Source organism: Sneathiella sp. P13V-1 (assembly GCF_015143595.1).
GTDB lineage: Bacteria > Pseudomonadota > Alphaproteobacteria > Sneathiellales > Sneathiellaceae > Sneathiella.
Genome location: NZ_WYEU01000002.1, coordinates 108,499 through 121,394 on the forward strand (window position 1 = coordinate 108,499; position 12,896 = coordinate 121,394).

Here is a 12,896-nt window from a genome sequence, read left to right on the forward strand (position 1 = left end):
AAAGATGAACATAATAAAATATAAGAAGAAAATTCTATAGGTAAGTCCTCGATGAGTGGGCCGAAAATATGATTAAGAAAAGCTTAAGAATTTATCCAATTATCTCCATTAGAACTTGTTGAAAACCCAAGGAAAACAAGCGTTCCTCCATTGACTCCCAAGAAAATCCATGTTATCCCAGAATATCCCATAAATGCTCCAGATTAATCTGGAAGATGAGGGGCGCAGTCTAACGCGAGGGAAATAGAGGGGTTTTTGGGCTATGGCCCTATTTCTGTCTACGGTTCAAAACAAGATCGATAAGAAGGGGCGGGTTTCTGTGCCGGCTCGCTTTCGCTCGATTCTGGCTGAGCGTGGGCATGCGTCCGTTGTTCTGTTTCCAAGTTTTGAGGGTGATGCCATCAACGCCTGCGATATGGGTGTGATGGAAGGTCTTCTTGAAAAAATTGGTGGCTTTGATCCTTTCTCTGAAGATCGTGAATCTGATGCTGATGCTTTGATGGCTGAGGCAATTGAGTTGCCCATCGATGGGGATGGCCGAATTACGATCCCGCTAGCCTTGTCCGAAGAGGTGGGAATTGATGATAAGTGCGTGTTTGTTGGACGTGGCGACAGTTTCCAGATTTGGGCGCCAGAAAAATTCGAAGCCCGCATGAAGGCAGTGAAGGAACGGGCGCGATTGAAACGGGCTAGGGGTTCCAATATTGCGGGGCGGGATAATGACTAAAGTGCCGCATATTTCTGTTCTGTTGAAAGAGGTTCTTGATGTGCTTTCCCCGAAAGATGGGGAGGTGTTTGTGGATGGAACCTTCGGAGCGGGTGGTTATAGTCGCGCTATTCTGGAGGCGGCTAACTGCACGCTTTATGGCATTGATCGCGATCCTCGTGCGAAGGTGGCGGGTGATCGGTTGGCTGCTGATTATCCGGGACGCTTCAAGCTATTGAACGGGTGCTTTGGTGATATGCAATCTTTGCTTTTGGCAGAAGGTGTGTCGAAAGTGGATGGTATTGCGCTGGATATTGGTGTGTCCTCCATGCAAATTGATGAGGCTGAGAGGGGTTTCTCTTTTATGCAGGACGGACCGCTTGATATGCGAATGTCGTCAGATGGGCGCACAGCGGCGGATGTGGTGAATGAAGAGGGTGAGCAGGAGCTTGCGAGAATTCTCTTTCACTATGGGGAAGAAAGAAAATCCAGAGCGATCGCAAAAGCAATCGTAGCGCGGCGTGAAGAGAAACCGTTCGAGCGGACAGTGGAGCTTGCGGATCTGATTTCTTCGATCGTCAAAGTGACAGGTAAAGGTATTCACCCGGCGACGCGCTCCTTTCAGGCGCTCCGCATTTACGTAAATGATGAGCTTGGAGAGTTGCATTCCGCATTGGAGGCTTCGGTTGATTTGTTAAAATCAGGCGGACGGTTGGCGGTTGTCTCTTTCCATAGCCTTGAAGATCGTATGGTGAAGAAGTTCCTTGCAGATCGCTCTGAGGCGCGCGGTAATCCATCGCGTCACATGCCTGATGTGGAGGCGAGAGAAGAGCTTCTGTTTAATCTGGTCAAGCGTGGTGCAATCAAGGCGACAAAGGATGAGATTGATCAAAATCCCCGCTCACGTTCAGCGCGGTTGAGAGGGGCAATTCGTACACAAGCCGGTCAGGAGCTGTTCTTATGAAATGGCAGCTTACAGCAGCTTCGTTGTCTCTTGTTGTTGGTGTTTCCTATGGCCTCTATCAACTTTCATATGAGGTGCAGACGCTTGAAGGTGAGCTGGCCGAATTGAACGGCAAAATTCGTGAAAATGAGCAGGCGACAGAAATTCTCAAGGCGGAATGGGCTTACCAAAACCGTCCTGAAAATATTCAGGCTTTGACAGCCAAGTATCTTCCGCTTCTTTTGGTAGCGCCTTATCAAGTGGCGGGGTTGAACGATTTGCCGGAACGGACGCTGGATTCAAATGCGCTTGCAAAACTGACAGATCCGGTGCCGCGTCAAAAGCCACGATTTAATTGGGTGTATGAAATCGACGGTGTTGAGGTTGGGCCTAGTTACACGCTCGCGTCTTTTGGTTTGTCTTCAGGGGTTGAAGGTGATGACAAATGAAACGGCAGTCTTCAGTTCAGATTAAGGTTGTCGACCAGCCTGTGGTTGCCAGGGTTGGCTTAAAGCCCAAGAAGCAGGGTGCTTTCTTGCATTTGGAGGGAAGTGCAAAAGAGACCTTGGAGCAGGGGCGCAACCGTTTGGTCGTTGCGGGTGTTCTGTTTGCTTTTTGTTTTGTCGTATTGGCGGGGCGGCTTGTTGGTCTTGCTATTAGCGGTTCTGAGAATGAACTGGCTCAGGAAAATGTCCAAACGCAGTCGGTTGCCACGGCGCAGACGTTGGACAAACGCGCCCCTATTTATGACCGGAACGGTAATCTTCTGGCGGTAACGTTGGATGCGGTTTCTTTATTTGCTGATCCTCGAAAAATAATGGATGCAGACGAAGCTGCGAAGAAGCTCACCAGTGTTCTGACTGATCTTGAGCCCGCCGCCCTAAAAGCGAAATTATCCCTGCGACGTAATTTTGTATGGGTGAAACGGCATCTTACGCCGCAGCAGCAAAAATCAGTGAATGATCTAGGAATACCGGGGCTTTTTTTCAGAAATGAGGAGCGTCGTGTATATCCTGTTGGGAATTTGGCGGCGCATCTTGTCGGATATACCGATATTGATGGAAAAGGGATTGCCGGAATTGAACGGTATTTCGATGAGCGCCTTAAAGGGGTGAATTCCACAGATACCGGCCCTGTGCAACTTTCGATCGATACGCGGATACAATACGCATTGAGGGATGAGTTGAGCCGATCCATGTCCATCTTCCGGGCTATCGGTGCCTCGGGTATGGTGATGGATGTGAAAACAGGTGAAGTGTTGGGGATGGTATCGTTGCCGGATTTTGATCCAAATCGTCCCAATGATTATCCAAAAGACAATAAGTTTAACAAGGTTACCCTTGGTGTTTATGAAATGGGGTCGACTTTTAAAACCTTTACCACCGCAATGGCGTTGGATCTAAAATCGGTTTCCCTAAGAAGTGGGTATGATGCCACGAACCCCATTCGAATTGCTGGCTTCAGAATTCGTGATGATCACCCTAAAAAGCGTTGGTTATCCGTGCCTGAGATCTTCATGTATTCGTCCAATATTGGAACGGCGAAGATGGCGGATGCCATAGGCCCAAAACGTCAAAAAGCTTTCTTAAAGAAAATTGGTTTGTTGGATCGACCGATTATCGAATTACCTGAAGTGGGTGCCCCAATTTTGCCGCCACGTTGGAATACGCTTGAGACCATGACGATTTCATATGGGCATGGCCTGTCGGTAAGCCCGTTGCAGTTGGGGACAGCAATTAGTTCAATGGTAAATGGTGGCGTATTCCGTAATCCAACCGTAATTAAGCAGGATGCGGAAGTTGATGTCGAAGGTCGCAGGGTTATCCGGGAGGAGACCTCAGATACAGTTCGGCGTCTGATGCGTCTGGTTGTGAAAAGCGGTACAGGTAAAAATGCTGACGCGAAAGGGTATCTCGTTGGGGGTAAAACAGGAACTGCTGAGAAAGCTGTGAATGGACGGTACAAGCGAGACGCGCTTGTAACCTCTTTTGTGAGTGCGTTCCCGATGCATGATCCGCGTTATGTTGTCCTTGCTATGCTGGACGAGCCTAAAGGAAATGCGTCTACGCATGGGTTTAGAAGTGCAGGTTGGACAACTGCCCCAATTGTGAGCCGCCTCGTCGCGCGTGTTGCGCCTTTGTTGGGTGTCCAACCTGAAGACGAGGAAAGCAAGTCAATTCAGAAAGCTTTGCATATCCCTGTTTACTCTCGGGAGAAGAAAAATGCTTCTTTCTGAGGTTCTGAAAATCAAAGAGCATCTGGATAATGATCCAAATGTTGTCGGGATTACAGCTGACAGTCGGCGGGTAAAAGCAGGTTACATTTTTGCGGCATTGCCTGGGTCTGTAACAGATGGCCGGAAATTCATTCCGCAAGCTTTAAGCAATGGTGCTGTCGCAATATTGACTGACCGCCATTACGCAGAGGTGATTGATGCGGTTTGTATTCAGGTCGATGATCCAAGGCGGGAATTGGCTTTTGCGGCCCAGAAGTTGGCTGGCCCCGTACCGGATATGGTTGCTGCCGTCACGGGGACAAATGGCAAGACGTCTGTTGCTCATTTCTTGCGTCAGATATGGCAGGCATGCGGATATTCGTCGGCAAGTCTTGGAACGCTAGGTGTCGTGACCGCCGATGGGGCGCGGGACATTCATTACACGACTCCTGATCCCGAAATTATGCATGAAGAGCTGTCTGCATTGGTTGCCCATGGTGTGGATCATGTGGTGCTTGAAGCATCCAGTCATGGTTTGGATCAGCGACGCTTGGATGCTGTGGGTGTTCAGGTTGGGGGCTTTACCAACCTGACCCGCGATCACCTGGATTATCATAAAGATTTTGAAACCTATCTGGCAGCGAAGCTGGGGCTGGTCACGCGTGCGATCAAAGACGGCGGTTCTATCGTTTTAAATGCAGATAGTGATGTGTTCGGCGCTTTTAAAAAAGCTGCTGATGCGCGGGGTCTTAGAGTCATATCCTATGGCGAAAGCGGAACTGACCTCAAGTTACTGGATGCGAGACCTCATAGCGGCGGTCAGCATTTAGAATTTGAGTATTCAGGCAATTCATTTGTCCTCGATCTTCCGCTTGTCGGAACATTCCAGTCCGCGAATATCCTATGTGCACTTGGGATGGCGGTTGCTTCTGGCCTTGAAATGGATCAGGCCGTTCAGGGACTTCATGATATTTCCAATGTTCCGGGTCGAATGGAATTGATGGGAAAATCTAATGCTGGTTCAAACGTTTATGTGGATTATGCCCACACTCCAGACGCCTTGAAAACGGTTCTCGAAGCTGCACGGCCTCACACATCTGGTCGTTTGATCGTGGTATTCGGATGTGGGGGGGATCGTGACAAAGGTAAACGCCCTGAAATGGGCAAGATAGCTGCGAATTCTGCCGACATCGCCATCGTGACAGATGATAATCCGCGAAGTGAAGACGCTTCTGTTATCCGGTCTGAAATTATGATCGCATGTCCAGAAGCGCTGGAAATTGGGGATCGTCGGTCCGCTATTACAGAAGCCATTCGGGTGGGCAAGGAAGGCGACCTTATTCTTGTTGCAGGTAAAGGTCATGAAGAAGGCCAGGTTGTGAAAGGGGAAACGCTCCCCTTCAGTGATCGTGACGTTTGCAAGGAACTGTTGGGGGGGACGCAATGACCTCACCGCTTTGGACTGCAGAAAATATCATAGCTGCCACAGCAGGTGAATGCGCTGAAACAGATTGGACTGTAAACGGTATTGTTATTGATAACCGCGCTGTTTCACCCGGTGATTTGTTCATTGCCATTGTCGGGCCGAATAACGACGGACACAATTATGTGGAAGCCGCAATGGAGGCGGGAGCGGTCGCAGCGATAGTCTCAAAACCAGTGCAAGCAGTCGCGGATAAAATTCCTCTGGTAATGGTTGAAGATACGCAGGTCGCTATGGAAGCCTTGGGAAAAGCATCCCGTTCCAGAAGTAATGCGAAAATAATCGCGGTAACGGGTAGCGTTGGCAAAACCGGCACGAAAGAAGCCTTGGCTCATGTTTTGTCAGCACAGGGTAAAACCCATTGGAGCGTGGGAAGTTTCAACAACCATTGGGGTGTGCCGCTTTCATTAAGCCGGATGCCGATTGACGCTGAATATGCGATTTTTGAGCTGGGAATGAACCATGCGGGGGAGCTTACACCTCTTTCGCAAATGGTTAAGCCACATGTTGCAATCGTGACAACCGTGGCGGCTGCGCATATGGAGTTCTTTGAAAGTGTCGAAGATATCGCCAGGGCAAAGGCGGAGATTTTTAACGGCCTTCAATCGAGTGGTGTTGCCATCATAAATGCTGACATTCCCTACACAGATTTGCTTGTCGCCGAGGCGAAAAAGGTGTCGGGCGCGGATGTCCAGTTATTTGGAGAAAACACGAGCGCACAAATTCACCTTGATGACGTCACCGTCAATCCTCAATCCAGTGAAGTTTCTGCCACAATTGATGGGCATAAAGCTGACTTCACACTTCCTGTTCCCGGTAGGCATTGGGTTCAGAATATTCTGGCAGTACTGGGTGCAGTAAAGGCTGTGGGTGCAGATGTTGATAAGGCAATTGAAACGCTGAAGACATTGAATGCTCCCTCAGGGCGTGGTGTTCAGATTGAACTTGAAACGGTTGGGGGATCATACCGGCTTATCGACGAAAGCTACAACGCAAGCCCCATTGCAATGCAAGCAGCTTTTGAGGTTCTTGGAAATCTGGAAATAAAGGGGCAGGGGCGCCGTATTGCCGTGTTGGGTGATATGCGTGAACTTGGAGAAGATGCGCCAGAAATTCACAGGTCTTTGGCAAATGATCTGTTGGAAAATGGTGTGGATATGGTATATGCGTGCGGGCCTCATATGAGAGAGCTTTATGAGGCATTGCCCCAAAAAATGAAAGCAGCCTACGCGGCCAGTTCAGACGAATTGGTGGAGAGCGTTTTGGGTGCTGTGAGATGTGACGATGCTGTCCTGATTAAAGGATCATTGGGCAGCCGAATGAAGGTGATTTTGGACGCGCTTTTGGATCAGTCTAAGGGTCTTGGTATGGCGTCCGGATCGGAGGAATAAGAGTATGTTATACAATCTACTTTTCCCACTGGCGGAGGATTTCTCTATCTTCAACCTGTTCAGGTACCTAACCTTCAGAACGGGCGGCGCGATTATGACGGCTTTGCTGATCAGTTTTATCTTCGGTCCGACTGTCATCAACTGGCTTAAAAGCAAACAGCACCGCGGGCAACCAATCCGCGATGATGGACCTCAGTCCCATATTATCGCCAAACAGGGCACCCCAACTATGGGGGGCTTTCTGATCCTCATCGCGCTGGGGGTAGCCACCGTTCTGTGGGCGGATCTCACAAACCGCTATGTCTGGTCCGTGCTTCTGGTGACCCTTGGCTTTGGTGCTGTCGGGTTCATTGACGATTATCTGAAGGTGAGCCGTCACAATACACGCGGTATTCCCGGTAAGATGAAGTTACTGCTGCAGGTGGTTATTTCCCTAGCGGCAACGATGTGGATTGTCAGCGCCACAAATCCGGAACTCGCAACCAGCCTTACAATACCGTTTCTGAAAGATGTGTTGCTGGATCTCGGATGGTTCTACGTCCCCTTTGCCATGTTCGTTATGGTTGGTGCATCAAACGCCGTGAACTTGACAGATGGACTGGATGGTCTTGCCATTGTTCCTGTGATGATTGCGGGCGCTTCCTTTGGTCTGATTGCCTATTTGGTGGGTAACACGGTTTTCGCTGAATATCTTCAAATTCAATCTGTGCCGGGATCTGGTGAACTGCTGGTTTTCTGTGGGGCTCTTATTGGTGCAAGCCTGGGGTTCCTTTGGTTTAATGCCCCGCCTGCCATGGTCTTTATGGGGGATACCGGATCGCTTGCCATGGGCGGTGCGCTTGGCTCCATCAGTGTAGTGACGCGTCACGAAATCACCCTCGCTATTATCGGGGGCCTGTTTGTGCTGGAAACCGTCTCAGTGATCGTGCAGGTCGCGTCGTTTAAATTGACGGGTAAGCGCGTTTTCCGAATGGCGCCGCTTCACCACCATTATGAACAAAAAGGCTGGCAGGAGCCTACAATCGTTATTCGTTTTTGGATCATTGCGGTCATTCTGGCACTCGTCGGGTTGGCAACACTGAAACTAAGGTAGAAGTATGGAAAGCCGCGCCTATCAAAATAAGGGAATTGCTGTTTTCGGCCTCGGTAAAAGTGGGCTGAGCACGGCTAAGCACCTTCATGATGGCGGCGCGCGTGTTGTAGCGTGGGATGATAATCAAGATCGCCAACAGCAAGCCAAAGATATTGGCTTAACGGTGAAAGAGATCACTGCGGGGCTTATGGCCGAATGTGACTTTCTTCTGCTAAGCCCTGGTGTACCCTTGACCCATCCTGCCCCTCATCCTGTTGTTGAACTTGCGCATGCTGCAGGTGTTCAAATTATTGGGGATATCGAAGTTTTCCTGAAAGAAAAAACGGCAGGTAAGGTTATCGGTATTACGGGCACAAATGGAAAGTCTACAACCACATCCCTGATCCATCACATGCTGAAACATGCTGGACGGGATGTTGCCATGGGCGGGAATATTGGCACGCCGGTTCTGGAGCTCCCCAGACTATCTGAAAATGGCTTTTATGTTCTGGAACTCTCCTCCTACCAGTTGGATTTAACACCTTCTTGGCACGGAGATGCTGCTGTTCTTTTAAACGTCACACCGGATCATCTGGACCGACATGGCGACATGGCGGGATATGCGGCGGTAAAGAAAAAGATTTTCCAAAATCAATCTTCTGCAGATATTGCTGTAATAAATCACGACAATGTGGTTTGCGCAGCGATTGTTAATGATCTGGGTGGCGTTGATCAAGCGGTATTGGTCGAGATATCGACGGAGCAAAATCTTGAAAGTGGGATCTTTGCGAAAGAGGAAACCATCACTGACAATAGCCCCGGCGGAAATGGTGCGGAGTTCTCACTCGCCGGTGTCGAAGCACTGCGTGGAAAGCATAATCGGGAAAATGCCGCAGCTGCGGTTGCCGTATGTCGGGCAATGGGGCTTACGGACATTGAAATTGCTAGTGGTCTTCTTTCTTTTGGTGGGCTTTCCCATCGTATGGAAATGGTGGCTATCAAGAACGGTGTTCGTTATGTAAATGATAGCAAGGCGACAAATGCAGATGCTGCTGAAAAATCTCTAGCTACCTATGAAAATATCTTCTGGATAGCGGGCGGTCTTGGTAAAGCTGGCGGGATTAAGCCTCTGGTCCCATACTTTGATCGCATTACTCACGCCTTTTTGATTGGCAAAGATGCTACTGAATTTGCTCTTACATTGGAAGGTCATGTTCCTTATACAGTTTGCGGAACCCTGGATAAAGCTGTTGAACAGGCACGTCAGCAGGCGGTTCAAAGCAAAAATGCGACTGTCTTATTAGCCCCTGCGGCTGCAAGTTTTGATCAGTTTCCAAGTTTCGAAGCGCGGGGAGATAGGTTCCGCCAACTGGTTGAGGAGGAGGCTGCATGACCACTTTCTCACGTCTTGACAGATCTGTTGTTGGACGCTGGTGGTGGACAGTTGACCGCTGGACTTTGCTTGCCGTTATCCTGCTGTTGTGTATTGGGGGCGTGATGGTTTTGGCTGCAAGCCCTGCTGTTGCCAACAGAATTGGCCTTGATAATTTCCATTTTGTACGCCGTCAGCTTTTGTACCTTCCAATGGCTTTGATGATCATCCTTGGAATATCGTTAATGTCGCCCTTATGGGTTCGCCGGATGGCGGTTATTCTGTTCGGTGGTTGTATTTTCCTAACTTTGCTAACCCTGTTGATAGGCCCGGAAGTTAAGGGCGCGCAGCGTTGGTTGCAGTTTGGTAGTTTTACGTTGCAGCCTACTGAATTTCTGAAACCTGCCTTTGCTGTTGTCGCCGCGTGGATGTTTGCAGAACAACGTAAAGGCGCTGAAATTCCTGGAAATCTGATTTCCATTGGTTTGTATGTGGTTGTTGTCAGCCTTCTTCTTATGCAGCCGGATGTGGGTATGACCTTGGTGGTTTCTGCCGTTTGGTTTGCGCAGTTTTTCCTTGCAGGCTTACCGATCATGTGGGTGGTTGGATTTCTGGTTTTGGGAATTGTCGGTGCCGCGGGCGCATATGTTTTCTTCCCCCATGTGACGAAGCGCGTGGATCGTTTCCTCAATCCTGAGGGCGGTGATAACTATCAGATTGAACGCGCAATGGAAGCCTTTCAAACAGGCGGGTTCTTTGGTGTGGGGCCGGGTGATGGATCTGTTAAAACTGTCCTTCCTGATGCCCATACGGATTTTATCTTCGCTGTAGTTGGTGAAGAGTTCGGCGTTATATTCTGTCTAATTCTTCTTGGGTTGTTTACTTTTGTCGTCCTGCGCGGGTTTAGCCGTTTGCTGGTGGAAAAGAACTTCTTTGTTGTTTTGGCTGCAGCGGGACTTCTCACCCAGTTTGGTTTGCAGTCCATTATCAATATCGGTGTGAACTTACGCCTCATGCCTACCAAAGGCATGACTTTGCCATTTATCTCCTATGGTGGTTCTTCCATGTTGGCGCTTGCAATCCTTATGGGGATGCTGCTCGCCCTCAGCCGCCGCCGAGCCGGAACGGGAGAGTTGTAATGGTAGAAACTTATGGACACTTTATTTTGGCGAGTGGTGGCACCGGCGGCCATGTATTCCCGGCCCGCGCACTGGCGCAGGAGTTGCTAAAGGCGGGACACAAGGTATCACTGGTAACAGATCAGCGCGGCGAGAAATATGAAGCCATGTTCCCAGGGGTTCATATCCTGCAGGTGCACTCTGCTTCGCCCTCAGTTGGTGGATTGCTCGGCAAAGTAAAGGCTGCGATCAAACTTGGACATGGTGTCTTGCAATCCATTGGGTTGTTGCGCCGATTAAAGCCGCAGGCTGTAATCGGATTTGGTGGGTATCCTTCCATGCCTCCTTGTATGGCGGCTGGATTGTTAGGTATTCCTCTCATCCTGCATGAACAAAACTCCATTTTGGGGCGGGTCAATAAACTGCTGGCAGGTAAAGCCACATATATTGCGACTTCCTTTAAGGAAACCTATTCAGATACTGGTGCTATTACACAAAAAATGGTCTTCACAGGTAATCCTGTTAGACAGGAAATCCTGGCAAAAACGGCGACGCCGTATGACACCTCTGAACCTGGGCAAACGTTTAACTTGCTGGTTTTGGGGGGAAGCCAAGGGGCAACTGTTTTGTCTGATACGGTCCCGGCTGCGCTCATCTCCCTGCCGGAGCATATTCAAAAACGGTTGAGCGTGACGCAGCAATGTCGCCCGGAAGATATAGGACGTGTTGAAGCAGCTTACAGAGAAAGTGAAATCAAAGTAGAGCTATCTTCCTTTTTTGAGAATGTACCAGAGCTGATCTCGGACGCGCATCTAGTCATCGCCAGATCCGGGGCGTCTACAATGGCAGAAGTAGATGTGATCGGTAGGCCTGCGATTTACGTGCCTTACAAATTCGCCATGGACAATCATCAGCTTAAAAATGCTGAAAGCAGTGTCTCTGCAGGTGCAGCGAAAGTAATTGAACAGGACGACTTTAAACCAGAGAAGTTGAAAGAAATCCTACTGGAGCTGATGGATAACAGCCAACTGTTGCAGGATATGGCCATGAAGGCATTCGGTCAGGCAGATCCTCATGCAGCTGAGAAATTGGCAGAGCTGGTGATTGCCAGCTGCAATTTACAAAACACAGAAATGAAAACCCCTGGAAAGGTAGAGGAATGAGAGCCTTACCACTTGATATTGGTCTTGTGCATTTTGTCGGTATTGGCGGTATCGGGATGAGCGGTATTGCAGAAGTGATGCACACGCTTGGCTATCAGGTTCAGGGATCTGATCTTTCCAGAAATGCCAACGTCGAGCGACTTGAAAAGCTGGGTGTTAAAGTCTTTACCGGGCATGATGCAGAGAACTTGGGGGAAACCCGGGTTGTTGTCATTTCTTCTGCGGTGAAAGCGGATAACCCAGAAGTGAAGGAAGCACGGGCGAATATGATCCCGGTGGTGCGCCGAGCTGAGATGTTGGCAGAGCTGATGCGGCTTCGCTGGGCCATCGCGGTTGGCGGGACACATGGAAAAACCACGACAACCTCACTGTTGGCGAGTTTGTTAGATGCAGCCAATATGGAACCAACGGTTATCAATGGCGGTATCATCAATGCCTATGGCACAAATGCGCGTCTTGGAAATGGCGATTGGATGGTGGTGGAAGCGGATGAGTCCGATGGTAGCTTTACCAAACTCCCTGCAACCATTGCCATTGTAACGAATATTGATCCGGAACATCTTGACTTTTATGGTGATTTTGACGGTGTGCGGAAAGCTTTCCATACCTTTGTAGAGAATATTCCTTTTTATGGGTTTGCCGCCTTATGCATTGATCACCCTGAGGTGCAGGCCTTGATCGGGCGTGTGTCTGATCGGCGATTGATCACATACGGAATGTCCCCACAAGCAGACTATCGTGCCGTTGATGTCACTTTTGAAGCCGGCGGTGCGCGATTTAACGTAGCGGTAAGTGATCGCTTGGGCGGGGAGACCCGCACGATGAAAGGGTTCGAATTACCTATGCCAGGTGCTCACAATGTGCTGAACGCAATGGCGTCTGTTGCTGTTGGTGCGGAAATGGGATTTGACGAAGTTGTCCTTAAAAAAGGGCTGCGTGAATTTGGCGGCGTGAAGCGCCGTTTCACCAAAACAGGAACGGTTGGTGGTGTTACCATAATTGATGATTATGGTCACCATCCTGTAGAGATTTCTTCTGTTCTCGCGGCGGCGCGTCAAGCCTATGACGGTAAAGTAATTGCTGTGGTGCAACCTCATCGTTACAGCCGCCTTAATGATCTGTTCGAAGAGTTTTGTACCTGCTTCAACGATGCGGACACGGTAATTGTTGCGGATATTTTTGCTGCGGGAGAACAGCCGATTGAAGGTGTTAATCAGGAAAGTTATGTGGAAGGTTTACGTACCCGTGGGCATCGCCATGTCCTTCCGCTTAAAGGTCCTGAATATCTGGCTGATATGGTCTTGGATGAAACATCCGATGGCGATGTAGTTGTCTGTCTTGGTGCTGGTTCCATTTCTCTTTGGGCAAATAACTTGCCTTCTGAACTGGCAGCACGCAAAGACACCGATGGAGGCGATGACTGATGGGAGAGG

11 protein-coding genes are annotated in these 12,896 nt (G+C 49.4%); all 11 read left to right on the plus strand.

Going from position 1 to position 12,896, the window contains the following annotated elements; genetic code table 11:
• Positions 1 to 262 precede the first annotated feature (262 nt).
• From GUA87_RS07450 to murC, 11 genes are read left to right on the plus strand one after another with little or no spacing between them, the layout of a single operon-like run.
• The gene (locus GUA87_RS07450) at positions 263 to 727 is read left to right on the plus strand and encodes a division/cell wall cluster transcriptional repressor MraZ (RefSeq protein ID WP_193715942.1); all 465 of its coding nucleotides are present in this window, start codon (positions 263 to 265) and stop codon (positions 725 to 727) included.
• Positions 717 to 1,670, plus strand: a complete 954-nt coding sequence (rsmH, locus tag GUA87_RS07455; protein WP_415774793.1) for a 16S rRNA (cytosine(1402)-N(4))-methyltransferase RsmH — start codon at positions 717 to 719, stop codon at positions 1,668 to 1,670. The genes GUA87_RS07450 and rsmH overlap by 11 nt, the downstream gene beginning before the upstream one ends.
• A complete protein-coding gene (locus GUA87_RS07460) occupies positions 1,667 to 2,098 on the plus strand; it encodes a hypothetical protein (RefSeq protein WP_193715944.1) in 432 nt (143 codons plus the stop codon). The genes rsmH and GUA87_RS07460 overlap by 4 nt, the downstream gene beginning before the upstream one ends.
• Positions 2,095 to 3,885, plus strand: a complete 1,791-nt coding sequence (locus GUA87_RS07465) for a peptidoglycan D,D-transpeptidase FtsI family protein (RefSeq protein WP_193715945.1) — start codon at positions 2,095 to 2,097, stop codon at positions 3,883 to 3,885. The genes GUA87_RS07460 and GUA87_RS07465 overlap by 4 nt, the downstream gene beginning before the upstream one ends.
• Entirely contained in the window at positions 3,872 to 5,311 is a 1,440-nt protein-coding gene (locus GUA87_RS07470) for a UDP-N-acetylmuramoyl-L-alanyl-D-glutamate--2,6-diaminopimelate ligase (RefSeq protein WP_193715946.1), read from the plus strand. The genes GUA87_RS07465 and GUA87_RS07470 overlap by 14 nt, the downstream gene beginning before the upstream one ends.
• On the plus strand, positions 5,308 to 6,738 hold the full coding sequence (locus GUA87_RS07475; RefSeq protein ID WP_193715947.1) for a UDP-N-acetylmuramoylalanyl-D-glutamyl-2,6-diaminopimelate--D-alanyl-D-alanine ligase: 1,431 nt from the start codon (positions 5,308 to 5,310) through the stop codon (positions 6,736 to 6,738). The genes GUA87_RS07470 and GUA87_RS07475 overlap by 4 nt, the downstream gene beginning before the upstream one ends.
• A gap of 4 nt (positions 6,739 to 6,742) precedes the next feature.
• Entirely contained in the window at positions 6,743 to 7,831 is a 1,089-nt protein-coding gene (mraY, locus tag GUA87_RS07480; RefSeq protein ID WP_193715948.1) for a phospho-N-acetylmuramoyl-pentapeptide-transferase, read from the plus strand.
• Positions 7,832 to 7,835: 4 nt separating this feature from the next.
• Complete coding sequence (murD, locus tag GUA87_RS07485) at positions 7,836 to 9,203, plus strand: UDP-N-acetylmuramoyl-L-alanine--D-glutamate ligase (protein ID WP_193715949.1); 1,368 nt, start codon at positions 7,836 to 7,838, stop codon at positions 9,201 to 9,203.
• Positions 9,200 to 10,321 (plus strand): putative lipid II flippase FtsW, encoded by a 1,122-nt coding sequence (ftsW, locus tag GUA87_RS07490; protein ID WP_193715950.1) that lies wholly within the window; start codon positions 9,200 to 9,202, stop codon positions 10,319 to 10,321. The genes murD and ftsW overlap by 4 nt, the downstream gene beginning before the upstream one ends.
• Entirely contained in the window at positions 10,321 to 11,463 is a 1,143-nt protein-coding gene (gene murG, locus GUA87_RS07495) for an undecaprenyldiphospho-muramoylpentapeptide beta-N-acetylglucosaminyltransferase (protein ID WP_193715951.1), read from the plus strand. Before ftsW ends, murG begins: the two co-directional genes overlap by 1 nt.
• Positions 11,460 to 12,887 carry a UDP-N-acetylmuramate--L-alanine ligase gene (gene murC / locus GUA87_RS07500; RefSeq protein WP_193715952.1) on the plus strand — a complete coding sequence of 476 codons (1,428 nt, stop codon included), beginning with the start codon at positions 11,460 to 11,462 and terminating at the stop codon, positions 12,885 to 12,887. Before murG ends, murC begins: the two co-directional genes overlap by 4 nt.
• Positions 12,888 to 12,896 lie beyond the last annotated feature (9 nt).

Coding starts and splice junctions, on each gene's coding strand:
- GUA87_RS07460 (WP_193715944.1), top strand. CDS start 1,667: ATGAAATGGCAGCTTACAGCAGCTTCGTTGTCTCTTGTTGTTGGTGTT.
- GUA87_RS07470 (WP_193715946.1), top strand. CDS start 3,872: ATGCTTCTTTCTGAGGTTCTGAAAATCAAAGAGCATCTGGATAATGAT.
- murD (WP_193715949.1), top strand. CDS start 7,836: ATGGAAAGCCGCGCCTATCAAAATAAGGGAATTGCTGTTTTCGGCCTC.
- murG (WP_193715951.1), top strand. CDS start 10,321: ATGGTAGAAACTTATGGACACTTTATTTTGGCGAGTGGTGGCACCGGC.
- mraY (WP_193715948.1), top strand. CDS start 6,743: ATGTTATACAATCTACTTTTCCCACTGGCGGAGGATTTCTCTATCTTC.
- GUA87_RS07475 (WP_193715947.1), top strand. CDS start 5,308: ATGACCTCACCGCTTTGGACTGCAGAAAATATCATAGCTGCCACAGCA.
- ftsW (WP_193715950.1), top strand. CDS start 9,200: ATGACCACTTTCTCACGTCTTGACAGATCTGTTGTTGGACGCTGGTGG.
- GUA87_RS07450 (WP_193715942.1), top strand. CDS start 263: ATGGCCCTATTTCTGTCTACGGTTCAAAACAAGATCGATAAGAAGGGG.
- GUA87_RS07465 (WP_193715945.1), top strand. CDS start 2,095: ATGAAACGGCAGTCTTCAGTTCAGATTAAGGTTGTCGACCAGCCTGTG.
- murC (WP_193715952.1), top strand. CDS start 11,460: ATGAGAGCCTTACCACTTGATATTGGTCTTGTGCATTTTGTCGGTATT.